The organism is Arthrobacter sp. MYb227, assembly GCF_002975435.1.
Taxonomy (GTDB): domain Bacteria; phylum Actinomycetota; class Actinomycetes; order Actinomycetales; family Micrococcaceae; genus Paeniglutamicibacter.
On sequence record NZ_PCPT01000001.1, the window covers coordinates 572,914 to 589,733 of the forward strand.

Genomic DNA, 16,820 nt, shown 5'->3' on the forward strand with positions numbered 1-16,820 from the left:
TTTATCCTACGCAGATTCGCAAAGATGACATTCCAAGGTCAGGTGGCATGCACTCTTTGATACAAGTTTCGTGATTCAACGGGACCGAAGGGCAACACACGTAGTTCATGATCGGTTGGCTCGGAGCCGGGTTTTTGTACAGCTGCTATTTTGCGGCAGGTGGTAATCGCCTCACGTATTTGATCGCGTTGGTGGAGCACAAAGTCACGGTCAACGGTTCCACCATGTCCCGGAACATATACGGTGTCTAGCGCCTCACCGGTGACAAGTTCATCCAAGACAGCTACCCAGCGTAGGGGTATTGAATCTTCAAAGTTTGGTGGACCACCTTGTTCGATTACGTCTCCAGCAAAAAGCACTCGTCCGGTATGGACACTGATATCTCCCGGACTATGTGCGTTGCCCAGTTGTTGAAGAGTGACAAATTTGTCCCCAAGATTGATTCTCACCGGTGCGCTTCCCACGCGATGCTCTGGAATATGAAGCCTCGTGCATTCACCTTCACCGGCGGCCATTTCTGGCTCGATGCTTGCTACTAGTTCGCGCTGTTGAGACTCGGTTTGTTCCATGTGTTCGATCGCGAGCGTGCCCGCGTAAAAGTCGGTAACACCTTGCGCACGAAAGTAGTCGTTGCCTAGAAAATGGTCACCGTGAGCATGAGTATTAGCAATAATCAGGTGCGTATCGGTAATGCGTCTAACCGCACGGTGGATGGCCGCTGCTTCACGAGGCCCGGAGCCAGTATCAACGAGCAAAGAGCTACGAGTGCCAACGATCAGCCCACTATTCATCTCAAACCCGGGGCTACGCAGGCGCCAACAATCATCTGGCAATGCTTCCCATACAAGATCAGCTGGCAGCGTCGCGCCTTCGAAGCGTTGCTCTTGGAAGGGAATCACTATGGTTTCCTTCCTTGAACTATTAGCGTCAAATTTGACGGCTGAATGGTTCAAATCGTCGTGATCTTGACCTTACCAAAAGGAACTGTCTCATCAACGAGAGCTTGTTCCGAGTGGTGCCCTAATCCACGGACATGTACACCATGCATACCTTCTGCCACCGATTCGAGCATGACAGGAAGCACCATTGCCGAGTGACGCTCATCCAGAGTTTCAAGGTATTGAACATATTCTTCTGGCAGTTCATTCATTTCGCTCATGCCCCTAGGATAGAGCCGCAATCTGCCACGTCATAGAGGCAAAAGCCGCCAATCTGAAAATCATATGACAGCCGTAACGGTGCGTAGAAAAACTATGGGTACCCTGCAATCCGTTTCCGGATCGTGAAGGGCACCCATAATTTGAAATTTCTCTTAGAGATCGGCCAATGCTCCGGCCGGGTTCTCCATTGCATCAGCGACAAAGCGGAGGAACCCTGCGGCGACTCCCCCATCGCATACCCGATGATCGAAGGCCAGCGTCAGTTCGGTGACCTTGCGTACGGCCAGTTCGCCATTGACAACCCATGGCTTATCGATGATTCGACCGACTCCCAGAATTGCAACTTCGGGGTAGTTGATGATTGCTGCAGAACCATCAACACCAAAGACACCGTAGTTATTCAGTGTGAAGGTGCCACTGGTTAGCTCGGCAATCGTTGCCTTGCCAGCCCGAGTGACCTCGGTGAGCCTGGCTAGTTCGGTATTGATGCCCCGGGCACTGAGCTGTTGAACATTACGGATGGCCGGAACCATCAGTCCGCGATCGGTCTGCGCGGCAATGCCAAGGTTGATTCCCTCAAAGCCAATAATCTCGGCATCACCCTGCGCATTGGTTTCGATACGAGTGTTTAGCTCAGGGTATTTTTGCAACCCGGCTACTACGAAGCGGGCAATGAACGCCAAGAGTCCAGGAGTATTTTCCGGTTCCTTAGCCTTGAGCGCCGAACGCATCTCAAGCAGGGCGGTTGCATCAACATCAACCCACACGGTTGCTTCAGGAATCTCACTGCGCGAGCGAGTCATTGCCGCAGCAATGGTCTTGCGCACCCCGGTGAGCTGTGTGCGCGAAGCAATCGTGAGACCCGAACGCGAATCACGTTCGCCGGCAGGCACGTTCACCGCAATAGCTGAAACCTGAACCGGTGCCACGGCGACAGGGGCAGGGTCGACCGGAATAGCTTGCGACACTGCACTGGATGCTGTTTCAACGTCGCTGCGCAGAATCAAGCCACCGGCACCGCTTCCACGTACCGAAGCAATATCGATCCCACGTTCCTTGGCAAGTTTGCGAACCAAGGGAGAGATAACCAGTGGTGCGCGCACTGATGCTGCAACACTCTGTGCCGAGGAAGCCACCGCGGCTACAGCCCCGGCACGCGGGCGACGCTTCCGTGCCTTGGCCGATAGTCCCTCGGGAGTTCCATAACCAATGAGTACGTTGCCAGAGCCTTCGCTCTTAGGCTCGGTGGCTCCGGCGCGTTCTTCTTCGCGGTAAGACAACGCAACTTCACGTTCCGGAGCCGGGGCGGTCGGTGCCTCGGATCCTTCTTCAAGAACAGAAATCAGCGGGGTATCAACCTGGATCATTTCTCCGGCAGCACCGTGCAGCTGATGCACAGTACCGGCGTATGGGCTTGGTACCTCAACCATGGATTTGGCGGTTTCAACCTCGGCAATGGGCTGATCGATGACTACTGTGTCGCCCACGGAAACTAGCCATTTCACCAATTCGGCCTCGGTAAGTCCCTCACCAAGATCCGGCAACAAGAAAGTTTTCACGCTCATGCCACTTCCTCCCACTGCAACGCGTCAACAGCATCGAGAATGCGGTCAACCGACGGCAAGAAATACTTTTCAAGCTTCGGCGGCGGGAATGGAGTATCAAACCCTGTCACGCGCAGCACGGGGGCTGCCAATGAATGGAAGCAACGCTCCTGAACCCGAGCAACAATTTCGCTAGCAACCGAGGCAAAGCCCGGGGCTTCCGAAATCACTACCGCGCGTCCGGTCTTGCGGACCGATTCGCTAATCGTTGCATCATCGAAGGGCACGATCGTGCGCACATCAATGACTTCGAGGTTGCGCCCTTCCAGAGCTGCTGCCTCGGCTGCAGCAAGAGCCGTAGAAACCGAGGGACCATAGGCGATCAATGTTGCATCTGTACCCGCGCGGGCGATGGCCGCCTTACCTTCGGTGGGTGGAACCATTGAGGTCTCATGGGACAGGCGCAGGGATTCAAGATCGACTTGTTCCTTGGTCCAGTAGAGCTTTTTGGGTTCCATGAAGACCACCGGGTCCGGAGAGTCGATGGCTTCACGCAACATCAGGTACGCGTCTTTAACCGTCGACGGGGTGAAAACTTTCAATCCCGGCGTGTGTGCGTAGTAGGCCTCGGAGGAATCACAGTGGTGCTCAACTCCGCCAATGCCACCGGCATAGGGAATGCGGATGACCATGGGCAATGGCATCTTGCCCTTGGTGCGGTTGTGCATCTTGGCAACATGCGAGGCGATCTGCTCAAAGGCAGGATACGCGAAGGCATCGAACTGCATTTCAATAACCGGGCGCATGCCATTCATTGCCATGCCAATGGCCATGCCCACAATGCCAGATTCTGCCAGCGGGGTATCAAAGCAACGCCCGGTACCAAAGCGCTTGGTCAGCCCGTCGGTAATGCGGAAAACGCCACCGAGTACTCCAACGTCTTCGCCGAACATCAAGACAGCTGAGTCATGTTCCATGGCATCGGCAAGTGCCGTGTTCAGGGCCTTGGCAAAGGTTACCGACTGCACACCGGTGTTTGCTGTGCGTGCGGCCTGGGCTGCGGTTTCGGCGCTTACGTTGCCGTTAGCCGGGGATGAGGTGCTGATGCTCGGGCTCACTTGGTGTCCTCCTCGCGGGCGAGTTCGTCGGCAAGCATGTGTGCCTGCTCGGTTAGCTGAGTGGTGGGGCTCGAAAAGACGTAGGCGAAAAGCTCGGCCGGATCCGGAGTTTCTTCCGAGTTCATTCCATCGCGCAGCGTCTTGGCCACTGCCTCGGCACTTGCGGTGATGCGTTCTTCTGCTGCCTCGGTGAGCAAGCCTGCATCGGCTAGGTAGCTACGCATGCGGGTCAGCGGGTCCTTGGCAATCCAGGCCTGCACCTCGGCGTCTTCGCGGTAACGCGTTGCGTCATCGGCGTTGGTGTGTGCCTGCATCCGGTAGGTATGCGCCTCAACAAGGAGCGGACCGTTTCCTTCGCGGGCAAGACGCACGGCTCGGCCCAAGACCGCAAGCAGCGCGACAAGGTCATTGCCGTCTACACGTTCACCGGCCATGCCGTAGCCAACCGCCTTGTGCGCCAGCGATGGAGCAACGGACTGCTGGGAAAGTGGGACGGAGATTGCGTACTGGTTGTTCTGCACGAAAAAGATCACCGGTAGGTTGAAAACTGCTGCGAAGTTCAGTGCTTCATGGAAGTCGCCCTCGGAGGTAGCACCGTCACCGCACATGGCAAGAACCACTGTGTCTTCGCCGCGCAGTTTGGCAGCGTGTGCGACACCAACAGCGTGTAGGAGCTGGGTGGTCAGTGGGGTGGCTTGGACGGAGACCTTGTACTGGTTGGGGTCGTAGCCGCTGTGCCAGTCGCCGCGGAAGCTCGTCATGACTTCCATGGGGGCAACGCCCTTGGCCATCACCGCAACCGAGTCGCGGTAGGTGGGGAACATCCAGTCGTCTTCACCCAGACACAGGGCCGCTGCCACCTGGCAGGCTTCCTGCCCGTGGCTCGAGGGGTAGACAGCCATGCGTCCCTGACGGACCAGTGCGGAGTTTTGGTCGTTGACGCGGCGGCCGATCACCAGTTGTTCGTAGGCCGCGAGCAGCGCGGCAGGGCTTGGCAACGGGTATTCGTGTCCCGGCTCGGCGCCTTGCTGGCCAGCCGGGTGCAACTTTCCATTGACGTCAAGCATGTGAATTTCGGTTCGGGCCGGGAGCATGTAGTCCTCCGGGGTAATACCGAACTTGCTGCTCACCTGCTCCATTGCTTCGCGCGATTCGTTGATGGTCACGGTCCACGCCTTTCTACTCTTGGGGTGACATCTGAGCAAACCTTGAGGGTTTGACCCGAGGCCATTTCTTAACTCAATTATGGGTTTCGCTACCGAAATGTATCCAGCTTCACGAAATATTCTGGAAAAGTGGGCATGAGATCGATAGTCTTGTAGACAGAATGAAAATGTGACCGTCACTACATGATGGTTTTTAGACAAAGCAGATAGAGGCATTTAATGGAGACTCCCCCCGTTCGGCTTGATGACGTGGATCGTCGCATCCTTGAAGAGCTCACCAGAGATGGTCGTCAGTCCGTCACCACGGTCGCACAAAAGGTCCACGTCTCCCGTGCGCACGCCTACTCCCGCATCAATCGGCTGCAGGAAGAGGGTGTGATCACCAGGTATACGGCGGTGATCGATCCACTGCGCGCCGGGTTACGCGCCAGTGCCTACGTAACGCTGAAATTGCGCCAGCATTCGTGGCGTGAGCTGCGTGAACGGCTTGCCCTGATGCCAGAAGTCCACCACGTGGGATTGGTAGGTGGAAATTTCGATGTCATCTTACTGGTGCGCGCCAAGGACAATGTTGATTTACGCCGCGTGATCTTTGAGCAGATCCAGGCCATGCCCGGAGTCTTGGACACTCAAACCTTCCTGATCTTCGAAGATGTAGACACTCGCTAGTCGACACACCTTGCGATAGGGTATTCCCAATGACTCATGAGTGGTTGTACAGAACACGAAGGTTTCCGCCGTGGAGCAACAGTCCAAAGATGTAGTAACGTCAGCATCGACTGCGCCGCAGGAACCGCTTTTGCGGAACCGCCAAGGTTTTTCAACGCTGATGATTTCGTTGGGATTCGGAGCAATCTCCTCGGGCATCCTCAATGTTGCAGATGACTTAGTGGCGATCTATGCACTTGGTGCTAGCGCAACCCAGATCGGGATACTAAACGCTGCCGGTTCCTTGACGTTCCTTTTCTTCGCGATCCCCGCAGGTATGTTCTTGGATCGAGTCAATCGGATCAAAGTCATGATCGTGGCACAGTGCGCCGCAGGGTTGGCGATTTTCTCGGTCCCTATCTGTTGGGCTCTGGGCGTGCTGAGTTACCCGCAACTCGTCGCAGTTTCTTTCTTAGGCGGCATCGCTGGGATGCTCTGGAGCATGGGCGCCGGCTCAACCTTGCCAGCCCTTGTTGGCAAAGACTTACTCTCCAGCGCCTACGCGCGCAAAGAAACCGTCGAAACATCAATAGGGATCGTTGCCCCAGGGTTTGCCGGGCTATTGATTGCCGTGATTTCTGCACCGTTCACGCTGCTGGTTGCGGCAATCGCCAACGTTCTTGCAGCGCTATCCCTCATATTCGGACTAGGAAAACTTTCCGGTCCTGCTACCGAGGTCTCCGGTGCGTCAGAACGTTTATCGTTCAAACAATCCTTTAGCGAGGGCTGGAGGTTTACGCTCACCAAACCGCTGATTCGAGCGCTCATAGCTTCTTCGTCAGTCACCAATATGGGTCTGGCTTTTGGCTCGGCACTGGAAACGATCTACTTCGTGAAGATCTTGGGATTCTCGCCGCAGACCATTGGGCTACTCATTTCTACAGTTGCGGTCGGCGGCCTCCTTGGCTCTCTGGTGGTTCCGTGGCTTGTGGGCAAGCTTGGTGAACACAAGACCTTGGCATTGTCGGTGCTTAGCCTTCCCCTAGCAGTAGTCCTCATTCCGTTGGCCGCAATGTTCCCTACCGCGGCAGTGATCCTTGTCGTTGGAAACGCAGTTTTATACAACGCACTGATGGTTTCCTACAACGCGACGGCCTACGGGCTGCTGGCAGGGCTCACACCCAACGAGATGATGGGCAGGCAGCAAGGTTTCCGGCTCGTGTTCACCATGGGACCTGTTCCCTTATTTGGAATCATCGGCGGCCTAACCGGGGACGCACTGGGATTGCAAAATGCGACGTGGATATGGGTAGGGATCACCGCCTGTGCAGCGGTTCCACTCTTCTCTCTCTTACGATCGCGTCGACCCGTCAAGACGCAAAGCTAGCGAAAATCATTCTTGTCGGGCGTGTAGCTAAAAACTCTGTCTAGTGGTTGCTCCAGCACCTGCGCAATGAGAAAGGCCGCCTCCAGGGAAGGAGAATATTTGCCTTGCTCAATGGCAATGATCGTTTGTCGGGTGACGCCCACTGCCTCGGCAAGTTCGGCCTGAGTCATGTTCTCTCGCGAGGCACGTAACTCCCTCATGGAGTTACCCAGCCTTCCCCTTTTTATCATGCTGCTAGACCGCGTCGATAGCCACTTATTTGCGTCCAAGCGCCGGACAGTAGTGCCAGGATAAATCCACTCGCCATTACCGTGGCGATCCAAAAGTATGCGGCACCGGTAAAGACCAAAGACAAGACGATGACACAAGCGAAGGAAAGAATCTGGAATTTGATCTGGTCAGCTCGTCGAGCGATGTCACGGTCACGTTCATCCGCGCCCTGGGCATTATATTCATCGCGGAAGTGCAGGACCGTCTGTACGACGAAGACGGGGATCGCCATCAGCAGAAGGCAACCAACCATTGCAATTGAATAGTTGGCCTCCCCCACCGGTTGTTCACTGAGAACGTGGAGCAGCACCACGCCGACAAAGGAAACCATTCCTGCGATACCGGCCAGCAAAGTCGTCCAGGCAATCTTTTCTTGGTCAGACATATTTGCCACTCCTAGATGTCAAAAACTCTTTACTTTAGAGCGTAGTTAGGGCGTTAGCCCATGTAAAGGATTATTGACATTTTGGTTAGTTTTCAAAAAACGACAGGAGGGCACCTGCACTAATTCAGTGTCGGCACCCTCCTGCTCAGAGCGGCGGAAGAATTTATCCCTTAAATACCGGCTTACGCTTTTCTTGGAAGGCTAAGAAACCCTCGGCATAGTCTTCGGTAGCGCACAGATCGGCCTGGGCCTGATTCTCATTGGCCATCGAATCCCAAAGCCCCAATCGAGCATCACGAATCTCAGCAACAAGTTCCTTAGAAGCCCTGAAGGCTTCGGTGGCACCGGTAGCAACCTTGGCAACAATGGCACGGGTGTCTTCCAGTAGTTTCTCTGCCGGCATGGAACGCGAGAAGAGCCCGGAGCGCACTGCCTCGGCACCACTCATGAGTTCCGCGGTATAGATCAGATCCAGGGTTCTGTGTGACCCCAGACGTTCGGTAAATAGCCAGTGGCCGCCAGAGTCCAAGGTCGCCCCAAGGTTGGCAAATGGCGAGCCGATCTTCGCATTCTCAGCAACATAGACGACATCGGAAGCAATCGCCAGGCCTAGCCCAACACCGAGGCAGGCACCCTGAACCGCGGCAAACGTAGGGGCAGGGAACGAGGCCATTTTGGCAAGTAGCGGCTGTACTTTTCCGCCCAGATACCCAATGACATCATCATTGGCAGGGTTGACGCCGGAAATATCGCGCCCAGCACAGAATCCGCGGCCTTCGCCTCGCAGGAGAAGCGCACGTACCTCACCAGTTTCAACTCCTTCGGCGGCCTTGTCATAGGCTGCTTCGAGTTCGGCAAGTGCAGATTCATCGAGGGAATTCATTTTGTGTGGGGCGTTGAGCACGATTTCTGCCACGCCGCCGGAAATATTTAGTTCAATCATCCGGTCCTCTTTTCGAGTTGCTATGAGTGAAGGGCCCATCCGCCGATCGTGGATGAACCCTTTCCCCAGAGAAAATATTTAGGCGTCGTAGTCGACCAAAACGCTATCGCTGGTGGGACGTGACTGGCAGGTCAATACATAACCCTTTTCAATCTCGTCCGGCTCCAGTGCATAGTTCTCGTCCATGTCCACGGTACCGGTGATGACTTTCGCGCGGCAGGTGCCACACACACCGCCCGCGCAAGCGAATGGAACATCGGGACGTACGCGAAGTGCAGCATTAAGAATGGTCTCGCGAGCCTTGACAGGGCTCTTGACTTCACCTTGCAGACCGTCGAGTTTGAAGGAAATGTCGAAGCTTTCATCACCCTCATCAATAATGACCGGGCGGCCAATATGCCCTTCGGGGCGGTTTGGTTCGCCGGTGCTAAAGAGCTCAAAGCGCACCTTTTCGGCGGCAACGCCCTGACCGCTGAGGTTATCGCGAACCAATTGGACAAGTTCGAACGGCCCGCAGAGGAACCATTCATCAACCGCCGAGGTGCGAATCACTGTGCTGAGCATGGTGTCAAGCTTTTCCGAGTCAATACGCCCGGAGAGTAGGGGCGAAATACGCTGTTCACGGCTCAAAACGTGGTGCAGGGCAAAACGTGCCGGGTAGCGGTCTTTGAGGTCGGCAAGTTCTTCGAGGAACATGACATCCATCGCTGCCTTGTTCGCGTAGATCAGATCGAAGCGAGTGGTTTCGTTTGCGGCAAGCACTGTACGTGCAATGGCGATGACCGGGGTGATACCCGAGCCTGCTGCTACGGCGACAAAGTTGTTTTCATTGTCCGTATCAATAGATTCCGGGTCATTCATTCCAGTCATCTTATGCTTGGAAATGAAGGCACCTGCCGGGCTCATCACATCGATCTCGTCCCCGGCCACCAGCGACTCGTTGGCCCAGGTGGAGAAGATGCCGCCGAGGTCACGTTTGATGGCTACGCGAATTTCTCCGCGCACCGGAGCTGCACAGATCGAGTAGCTGCGGCGTAGCTCAAAGGGGTTTCCCTCATCATCGGGAAGTTCCTTGCGCAGGGCAACATATTGGCCTGCCACGTAGTCATACTGATCGGCAAGTTCTTCGGGGACCGCAAAGGTCACCTCAATGGCTTCGGCGGTGAGCCGTCGCACCTCGGCTACCTTCAATGTATGAAAGGTAGCCCGACGGCGGGTTGTATCCGGTGTGGCAGCTGTTTCTGTCATGAGAGCACCTTGAAGTAATCAAAGGGTTCCAAACAATCCTTGCAAGAGTAAAAAGCCTTGCAGGCGGTGGAACCAAAGCGGGAAAGTTCTTTGGTATTCAGTGAGTGGCACAGTGGGCATTTGACCGACATGCCAAGGGTTACAGTCCCTCGATGTCCCTTCCCGGTGGGTGGGGCAATGCCATACTCCTCGAGCTTGACCTTGCCGGATTCACTCATCCAGTCGGTGGTCCAGGCCGGGGATAGCACTAGGTCAACACTTACCTTGTCAAAACCTTCGGCATTGAAAGCAATGCCGAGATCTTCGGTAATAGCATCCATGGCAGGGCACCCCGAATACGTGGGTGTGATTGTCACATGGACGGTGCCTTCGGTGTCTAGCTGCACCGAGCGTAGGATTCCAAGGTCCGCAATAGTGAGAACGGGAATCTCTGGATCCGTGACCCCTGAGGCGATTTCGAGCAGACGCTCGGTGGAAACAGACACTGTGTATTGGCCTCTTTCTTTTCGTTACCAGGTGGCGCCGGGGTGTTTGCGAGCCAGGACCTGCATTTCAGCGAGGATGAATCCCATGTGCTCGCTGGGCTGGCCCTGGCGACCGAAGCTCATGGCAGAGCCGGTCTTGGGAATTTCCAGTTCGGCATCTGCCAGAACTGCATTGATTTCTTCATCCCAGGCAGCACGCAGTGTCGACGGACGAACTCCGGCATCGCCGAGCTCATCGTAAAGCGGCTCGTCCTTGAACATCTCATCAACATACGGCCAAAGGATTTCCATCGCGTGGCGCATCTTTTCGGCCGACTCCTCGGTACCTAGGCCGAGGCGCAAGGTCCACTGGATTGCGTGATCTCGATGGTAGTCAACTTCTTTGACTGCCTTGGCACAGATCGCGGCGATGGTTTCATCGCTTGACTTCAGCAACTCGGTATAGAGCAGGTGCTGGAAAATCGAGACGATCAGCTGACGCATGATCGTCACACCGAAGTGCCCATTGGGCTGCTGGACGATGTGCAGGGCTGTGAACTCTTCTTCCTCACGGAAGTAGGCAAGATCGTCCTCCGTCTTATCCCAGGCGAGTGCCGCATAGGAAAGGAACGATCGGGCATGGCCCAACTGGTCGAGGGCAATATTGCCCAAGGCAATATCTTCTTCAAGCTCCGGCCCGCGTGAAATCCAGTGTGAAAGACGCTGAGCTAAGATCAGCGCATCATCACCCAAGCGCAAGGCATACTGGGCGTTGGCTTCACTTGGCACTGCCTTTTGAATGGCAATGTCTTCCGGGCGCAGTGCATTACCCGGGGTGACGCGGGTTGCCGAAGCGCTGGAGTCGCCAAAGCTATCCAACGAGTGATCAGTCTTCTGGGTGCTCACAGGTGCTTCACGCCCTCACTCTTGGTGTAGTACGTTGCGTGGCGGTAATCCTTACCCTGCGGGGATTCAAAGAACTGTCCCTTGGCATCCGGATCCGAGGCAACGATGTCGTTGGAGCTCACGATCCACAGAGAGACACCCTCATTGCGACGAGTGTAAAGATCGCGGGCATTACGCAATGCCATGTCCTTATCCGGAGCGTGCAGGGAGCCTGCGTGGACATGCGAAAGACCGCGTGACGAACGAACAAATACTTCCCAGAGCGGCCAGGCGCTATTTTTTTCACTCATTGTTTAGGCAACCTCAGTCTTTCGAGCCATCTTCGCTGCGTATGCAGCTGCTGCTTCACGAACCCAAGCGCCATCGCGGTGGGCTTCACGGCGACGTTCCATGCGCTGTGCGTTCAGTGGTCCGTTACCGAAAATCACTGCTTTGAACTCTTCCCAGTCAAGATCCATGTGAATCCACTGACCGGTCTCTTCATCAAAGCGAAGTTCCGGATCCGGCAGGGTAAGTCCAAGGACCTTAACCTGCTCCGCGATCATTCCAACGAAACGCTGGCGTAACTCGTCGTTGGAGAAACGCTTGATCTTCCACTCCATTGACTGCTTGGAGTTTGGTGAGTCGTCATCCGGTGGGCCAAACATCATCAGGGATGGTGCGTAGAAACGGTTGATTGCTTCCTGGGCCATCTTCTTCTGAGCTTCGGATCCCTGAGAGAGTTCCAGTAGGATTTCGAATCCCTGGCGCTGGTGGAAGGACTCTTCCTTACAGACACGCACCATAGCTCGGCCATAGGGGCCGAAGGATGCTCGGCACAGTGGCACTTGGTTGGCGATTGCCGCACCATCTACCAGCCAGCCGATCGCACCCATATCTGCCCAGGAACGTGCCGGGTAGTTGAAGATCGAGGAGTACTTGGCTCGACCTGTAAGCAGCTGGTCGTTGAGCTCGTCACGTCCGGTGCCGAGAGTTTCTGCGGCCGAGTACAGGTACAGGCCGTGGCCTGCTTCGTCCTGAACCTTGGCCATCAAGATGGCCTTACGCTTTAGCGACGGGGCACGGGTAATCCAGTTAGCTTCTGGTTGCATTCCAATGATCTCGGAGTGCGCGTGCTGGGAAATCTGACGCGTCAAAGTCTTTCGGTATGCCTCGGGCATCCAATCGCGTGGTTCGATACGCGAATCTTCGGCAATAATCGCTTCAAAGCGATCCTTGCCGGCCTGCTCCTCAGGAGAAAGTACCGCGGATAGTTTTCCGCCGCTTTCATTCTGTGCAGCCATAGTGCTCACCTCACTGTGACAAATTTATATTTACTGACCGTTCGTTCAGGATATGCGGATGGTCACCTTTTCGTCAATCAATGACACACATAAGACGTGTCATGTTTCACTGCAGGTGAGGCAATTTCACTTCACTTGAGGCATTAGGTGCTCTTGTCTCACTACGCCCATGGCAGCTGCTCATTCCATTTCGCTACAGCTGAGACAAACACCTCTCCGCTTCTCTACACCCAGGCATTTGGCCAAATCCGGCTCCCGTCAACCGAGAAAAAACATCATCTGACTTGGGCCGAACGAATCCCAGATCATTCAGTCCGTGTTTCAACTTCAAACGGTCTCAGCAAAACCGACACACCACCGTAAACCCGAGGCAAATGCCGATTTACCTCGCGTGTAGTGAAACGGAATTCGGCGTTACGGTCCACGACACCCGAGGCCCCCGCGGAAAACCGGGACCATCTACCTCACCTGAAATGAAGAAGGACAAGACGTGTTGCCCCTCTTATTCAAGGTAAGGCACTCTCACTACACCCGAAGCCTTAGGCTATTGAGTCTCACTACAGCTGAGGCATTCTCTGGAATTATGCGTAAGGCATTGCGCCATTCGCTTAGGTCGAGATTTGCTAACATTTCGGCCAGTACGGCGCGCTGGCTTAGGAAGCTCAAAGGTTCACCATGGAACATGGAGGTCATGACTTCGCGTTTCACGGCCCTTCGTTTGTCCCTCAGCACAGCACTTGTCTTAGTTATCGCCGGATGCGGGACACCCCTGAGTGAAAACTGGTCCGATTACACACCTCCGGCCGCACCGGCCCAAATCATTGCGACCACACCACCGAGTGCCGCGCCGGAGCCTGAAAAGAAGCTGGAACGTGTAGCCCCCGACTGCAGTATCGAAAAGTGTGTTGCGCTGACCTTCGACGATGGTCCAGGCAGTCATACCCCCGAATTACTAAAAGTTCTTGCCCAGTATGACGCCAAGGCAACTTTCTTTTTGATTGGAGAGAATGTTGCAAAGCACCCGGATATCGTCAAGGCCGAACTTGATGCCGGGCATGAAATTGGCAACCACTCATGGGCTCACAAAGACTTGAGCAAGATGTCAGTTACCGCGGCCAAGAAGGACCTTCAGAAATCCGATGACGCGATACAAAAAGCAATTGAGCAGAAAGCCACCTTGGTTCGTCCACCCTTTGGTGCTTTAGCTCCCTCGCTCAAGAAGTCCCTTGACGTTCCGGTGGCGTTATGGAGTGTGGACACTCTTGATTGGAAGACCCGTGACACCAAAAAAACTGAAAAATCTGCAGAAAAAGTCAAGCCTGGTGACATTGTATTAATGCATGATATTCATGAATCAACGGTCAAGGCCGTACCCGAAATGCTGAAGACGCTCAAGGCTCAGGGGTATCACTTCGTGACGGTTACCGAGATCATCGGAAAACCGAAAGATGGCATCGGATATGGAACGGGGCAAAGCCCGGCCACGAAAAAATAACCATCCTGCCAAATCCGCCCACACAAAACTGAAGGCGGTTTCCTACACATTCGTGTGCATGGGAAACCGCCTTCAATGTTCATCCCGAAAGCCGTTGGCCGTTGGAGTGAGCCACAGGTTTACAGAGCTAGAATCTTAGTTTTTTCACCCAAGAATTCTTCTTCAGTTAGTACCCCAGCAACTCGCAGTTCGCCAAGCTGTTTCAGCTGCGCGAGCTTGTGATCAGTGAGGTCCATTGAGGAAACCGGCGCCTCCACCGGGGTAACTGTTGTTGCAGCAGCTGGCACGCTTGTCACGGTTTGTTCAGCGGCTGCATCTTCGGCAGCAAATCGTTGCTGTTGTTTACGTTGTACTCGTCCGACAACTGAACCTGCAACAGCTGCCCTTCCTGCAGTTCGAAAAAGTCCCATGATGTGTTGCCTCTCCCAAGAAATCCATAGTGGATGCTCCAACCATAGGTTGAGATTGCGTGAAAATGGCATGGTGACCATTTATTGACTGAGATGTCGCAAACGTGGCATATATGGCGAATCAGTTGGGTCAAAGCAAGCTCTCAGAGAACCTTAGAAAGAAATTCCTTGGTTCGCTCCTGCTGCGGGTTACCAAAGAGTTCGGACGGAGGTCCTGACTCACAGACAACCCCATCTGCCATGAAGACCACGCGGTCACCAATTTCTTTGGCAAATCCCATCTCATGAGTCACCAAGACCATGGTCATGCCCTCGTCCGCCAAGTCTCGGATCACTTGGAGTACTTCGCCCACCATTTCTGGATCTAGCGCACTGGTTGCCTCGTCAAAGAGCATGATTCCAGGGCTCATGGCCAGTGCTCGAGCAATGGCCACGCGCTGTTTCTGGCCCCCCGAGAGTGAAGCGGGACGCGCATCTGCTTTAGCTCGCAGGCCGACTCGATCCAATAGTTTTAGTGCTTGTTCTCGTGCTTCGGCCTTGGTTGCCTTCTTCAGCTCCACCGGGGCGAGCATAATATTCTCGGCCACCGACATATGGGGGAAAAGATTGAAATGCTGGAAAACCATGCCCACATGCCTGCGTACTTCATTGATGTCCACCTTTGGGTCGGTGACGTCGAACCCATCGACAACCACTTGACCAGCAGATATTTCCTCAAGCTTATTCAGGCAACGCAATAGCGTTGACTTACCGGAGCCCGAAGGGCCAATGATGCAGACGACTTCTCCCTCACCGATTTGCACATCAATACCTTTGAGAACCTCATTGGCACCAAAAGATTTCCGCAGACCTTGGACGGTGATCTTTGCCGGTTTCTGTGTTTCAACAGGTGCTGTACTCACTTGTTGAACCTCCTATCTGCGAAGTTTGCGAGTTTGGTCAGGGCCATAATGGCGATGAAGTAAATAGCACCGACGATCAGCAACGTTTCGGTGACGCGGAAGTTCGCTGCGTAGATTTGTTGGCCCTGGTAGAGCAGTTCGGCAAATCCAATAGCCAGCAGCAAAGATGAATCTTTCAGCATAATGATCAGCTGATTAATCAATGATGGAGTCATCATCTTAAACGCCTGCGGGACCACTACCTTTTGCATTGATTTGCCATAGCCTAGGCCCAACGAACGCGAAGCCTCAAGCTGTCCAGGATCAACTGATTGAATGCCTCCGCGCACAATCTCTGCAACATAGGCTCCTGAGTTCAAGGACAACGTCAACACGCCGGCAACCCAAATATTGATGGGCTGCCCGATGAGCTGAGGAATACCGAAGTAGAACATGAAGGCCCACAGCAGCAACGGTGTGCCGCGGAAAACGTTGACGAACGTTGTTGCAATACCTCGCAATAAGATGTTGCGGGAAATCTTCATAAACCCTGCTAGTAGGCCCAAGGCCATGGCAACGGCGAAAGAAATGATGGTTACCAGCAGCGTGTTTTTCAAACCACTCATAAGGGCCGGGAAAGACTTGACCAAAAGATCCCAAAACGTGCTGGGAGCTGCGGCCGTTGGATCCGCAAGGTACTTATCAAGAATTTTTTGGTACTCACCGTTGGCTTTCATTTTGGCAAGACCATCGTTGAACGCACCGAGCAAGGCAGTATTTTTGCCCTTATTTACTGCAAAACCATAGGAACCACCCGGGACCTTATCGGTGACAGCTTTGAGGCCACTATTTTGTGCAATGCCATAGGCAAGTACCGGATAGTCATCAAAGACTGCTGCCGCCGATCCCGATTTAACCGATTCCACCATGGTTGCCGATTGGTCAAGAGATTTGACGGTAAATCCATATTTTCCGGCAATTGATTTGGCATAGGTTTCACCCTCGGAACCTGTCTTGGCGACCACGGTCTTGCCCTTGAGGTCCTCGTAGCCCTTGATGTCATCGTTATTGCGTGCGACTGCCATCTGGATGCCGGATTCGAAATAGGGCTCGGAGAAGTCGTAGACCTGTTTACGTTCATCGGTGATCGACATACCGGCAATGACCCCGTCGACCTGATTTGAGGTTAGTGCCTGAAGCGCCGCGTTGAAGCCCAACGAGCGGATTTCGACCTTGAATCCCTCACTCTCAGCAATGGCACGAATCAGATCCATATCAATACCGGTCAGTTCTCCATCCTGCCGGAACTCGAAGGGTGCAAAAGTGGTATCGGTGCCAATGACAAAGGTTTTTCCTTCGACCCCACTATCACTCGTTTGCGCCATGGCGCTTCCTACGCCACCGAGCAGTAGCAGCAGTCCCAACACGACACCAAGTAGTGCCCTCACTCTTGGCCATGAATGGCCTGTACTTACCGGTGTTTTCAAGTCTCGTTCATCCTCCTGCGTCACA

General features: G+C 54.4%; 19 protein-coding genes. 3 read left to right on the forward strand and 16 right to left on the reverse strand.

Annotated features, from left to right (window positions below):
• Positions 1-38: 38 nt before the first annotated feature.
• The 5 genes from CQ018_RS02725 to pdhA all read right to left on the reverse strand — a co-directional run bounded on the left by CQ018_RS02725 (position 39) and on the right by pdhA (position 4,961).
• Entirely contained in the window at positions 39-899 is an 861-nt protein-coding gene (locus CQ018_RS02725) for an MBL fold metallo-hydrolase (protein WP_105548410.1), read from the reverse strand.
• Between the two features lie 50 nt (positions 900-949).
• A complete protein-coding gene (locus CQ018_RS02730; protein WP_146111800.1) occupies positions 950-1,159 on the reverse strand; it encodes a hypothetical protein in 210 nt (69 codons plus the stop codon).
• Between the two features lie 153 nt (positions 1,160-1,312).
• On the reverse strand, positions 1,313-2,725 hold the full coding sequence (locus CQ018_RS02735; RefSeq protein WP_105548412.1) for a dihydrolipoamide acetyltransferase family protein: 1,413 nt from the start codon (positions 2,723-2,725) through the stop codon (positions 1,313-1,315).
• Complete coding sequence (locus CQ018_RS02740; RefSeq protein ID WP_105548413.1) at positions 2,722-3,822, reverse strand: alpha-ketoacid dehydrogenase subunit beta; 1,101 nt, start codon at positions 3,820-3,822, stop codon at positions 2,722-2,724. The genes CQ018_RS02735 and CQ018_RS02740 overlap by 4 nt, the downstream gene beginning before the upstream one ends.
• On the reverse strand, positions 3,819-4,961 hold the full coding sequence (gene pdhA / locus CQ018_RS02745) for a pyruvate dehydrogenase (acetyl-transferring) E1 component subunit alpha (protein WP_105548683.1): 1,143 nt from the start codon (positions 4,959-4,961) through the stop codon (positions 3,819-3,821). Before pdhA ends, CQ018_RS02740 begins: the two co-directional genes overlap by 4 nt.
• A 246-nt stretch (positions 4,962-5,207) precedes the next feature.
• On the opposite strand from pdhA, the gene CQ018_RS02750 reads away from it, so the two are divergent.
• Both CQ018_RS02750 and CQ018_RS02755 read left to right on the forward strand, forming a co-directional pair.
• Positions 5,208-5,657 carry an Lrp/AsnC family transcriptional regulator gene (locus CQ018_RS02750; RefSeq protein WP_105548414.1) on the forward strand — a complete coding sequence of 150 codons (450 nt, stop codon included), beginning with the start codon at positions 5,208-5,210 and terminating at the stop codon, positions 5,655-5,657.
• 70 nt (positions 5,658-5,727) lie between these two features.
• Positions 5,728-7,023: an MFS transporter gene (locus CQ018_RS02755; protein WP_146111801.1), complete on the forward strand. Its 1,296-nt coding sequence runs from the start codon at positions 5,728-5,730 to the stop codon at positions 7,021-7,023.
• On the opposite strand, the gene CQ018_RS02760 is transcribed toward CQ018_RS02755, so the two are convergent.
• The 8 genes from CQ018_RS02760 to paaA form a co-directional block, all read right to left on the reverse strand.
• Positions 7,020-7,253, reverse strand: coding sequence for a helix-turn-helix transcriptional regulator (locus tag CQ018_RS02760; protein WP_105548416.1), 234 nt, complete (start codon positions 7,251-7,253; stop codon positions 7,020-7,022). The two genes, CQ018_RS02755 and CQ018_RS02760, sit on opposite strands and share 4 nt — an antisense overlap.
• Positions 7,250-7,678 (reverse strand): hypothetical protein, encoded by a 429-nt coding sequence (locus tag CQ018_RS02765; RefSeq protein WP_105548417.1) that lies wholly within the window; start codon positions 7,676-7,678, stop codon positions 7,250-7,252. The genes CQ018_RS02760 and CQ018_RS02765 overlap by 4 nt, the downstream gene beginning before the upstream one ends.
• A gap of 163 nt (positions 7,679-7,841) precedes the next feature.
• The gene (locus CQ018_RS02770) at positions 7,842-8,621 is read right to left on the reverse strand and encodes an enoyl-CoA hydratase/isomerase family protein (RefSeq protein WP_105548418.1); all 780 of its coding nucleotides are present in this window, start codon (positions 8,619-8,621) and stop codon (positions 7,842-7,844) included.
• A gap of 78 nt (positions 8,622-8,699) precedes the next feature.
• A complete protein-coding gene (paaE, locus tag CQ018_RS02775; protein WP_105548419.1) occupies positions 8,700-9,869 on the reverse strand; it encodes a 1,2-phenylacetyl-CoA epoxidase subunit PaaE in 1,170 nt (389 codons plus the stop codon).
• Positions 9,866-10,354 carry a 1,2-phenylacetyl-CoA epoxidase subunit PaaD gene (gene paaD / locus CQ018_RS02780; protein WP_105548420.1) on the reverse strand — a complete coding sequence of 163 codons (489 nt, stop codon included), beginning with the start codon at positions 10,352-10,354 and terminating at the stop codon, positions 9,866-9,868. The genes paaE and paaD overlap by 4 nt, the downstream gene beginning before the upstream one ends.
• A 24-nt stretch (positions 10,355-10,378) precedes the next feature.
• The gene (gene paaC / locus CQ018_RS02785; protein ID WP_105548421.1) at positions 10,379-11,239 is read right to left on the reverse strand and encodes a 1,2-phenylacetyl-CoA epoxidase subunit PaaC; all 861 of its coding nucleotides are present in this window, start codon (positions 11,237-11,239) and stop codon (positions 10,379-10,381) included.
• A complete protein-coding gene (paaB, locus tag CQ018_RS02790) occupies positions 11,236-11,529 on the reverse strand; it encodes a 1,2-phenylacetyl-CoA epoxidase subunit PaaB (RefSeq protein ID WP_105548422.1) in 294 nt (97 codons plus the stop codon). Before paaB ends, paaC begins: the two co-directional genes overlap by 4 nt.
• A 3-nt stretch (positions 11,530-11,532) precedes the next feature.
• Positions 11,533-12,522, reverse strand: coding sequence for a 1,2-phenylacetyl-CoA epoxidase subunit PaaA (gene paaA, locus CQ018_RS02795; protein WP_105548423.1), 990 nt, complete (start codon positions 12,520-12,522; stop codon positions 11,533-11,535).
• Between the two features lie 583 nt (positions 12,523-13,105).
• Here paaA and CQ018_RS02800 point away from each other — a divergent pair.
• Entirely contained in the window at positions 13,106-14,017 is a 912-nt protein-coding gene (locus CQ018_RS02800) for a polysaccharide deacetylase family protein (RefSeq protein ID WP_258142370.1), read from the forward strand.
• A gap of 119 nt (positions 14,018-14,136) precedes the next feature.
• On the opposite strand, the gene CQ018_RS02805 is transcribed toward CQ018_RS02800, so the two are convergent.
• The 3 genes from CQ018_RS02805 to CQ018_RS02815 form a co-directional block, all read right to left on the reverse strand.
• The gene (locus CQ018_RS02805; RefSeq protein ID WP_105548424.1) at positions 14,137-14,427 is read right to left on the reverse strand and encodes an SHOCT domain-containing protein; all 291 of its coding nucleotides are present in this window, start codon (positions 14,425-14,427) and stop codon (positions 14,137-14,139) included.
• Between the two features lie 143 nt (positions 14,428-14,570).
• Positions 14,571-15,329, reverse strand: a complete 759-nt coding sequence (locus CQ018_RS02810; protein ID WP_105548425.1) for an amino acid ABC transporter ATP-binding protein — start codon at positions 15,327-15,329, stop codon at positions 14,571-14,573.
• Complete coding sequence (locus tag CQ018_RS02815) at positions 15,326-16,693, reverse strand: amino acid ABC transporter substrate-binding protein/permease (protein ID WP_105548426.1); 1,368 nt, start codon at positions 16,691-16,693, stop codon at positions 15,326-15,328. The genes CQ018_RS02810 and CQ018_RS02815 overlap by 4 nt, the downstream gene beginning before the upstream one ends.
• Positions 16,694-16,820: the final 127 nt, after the last annotated feature.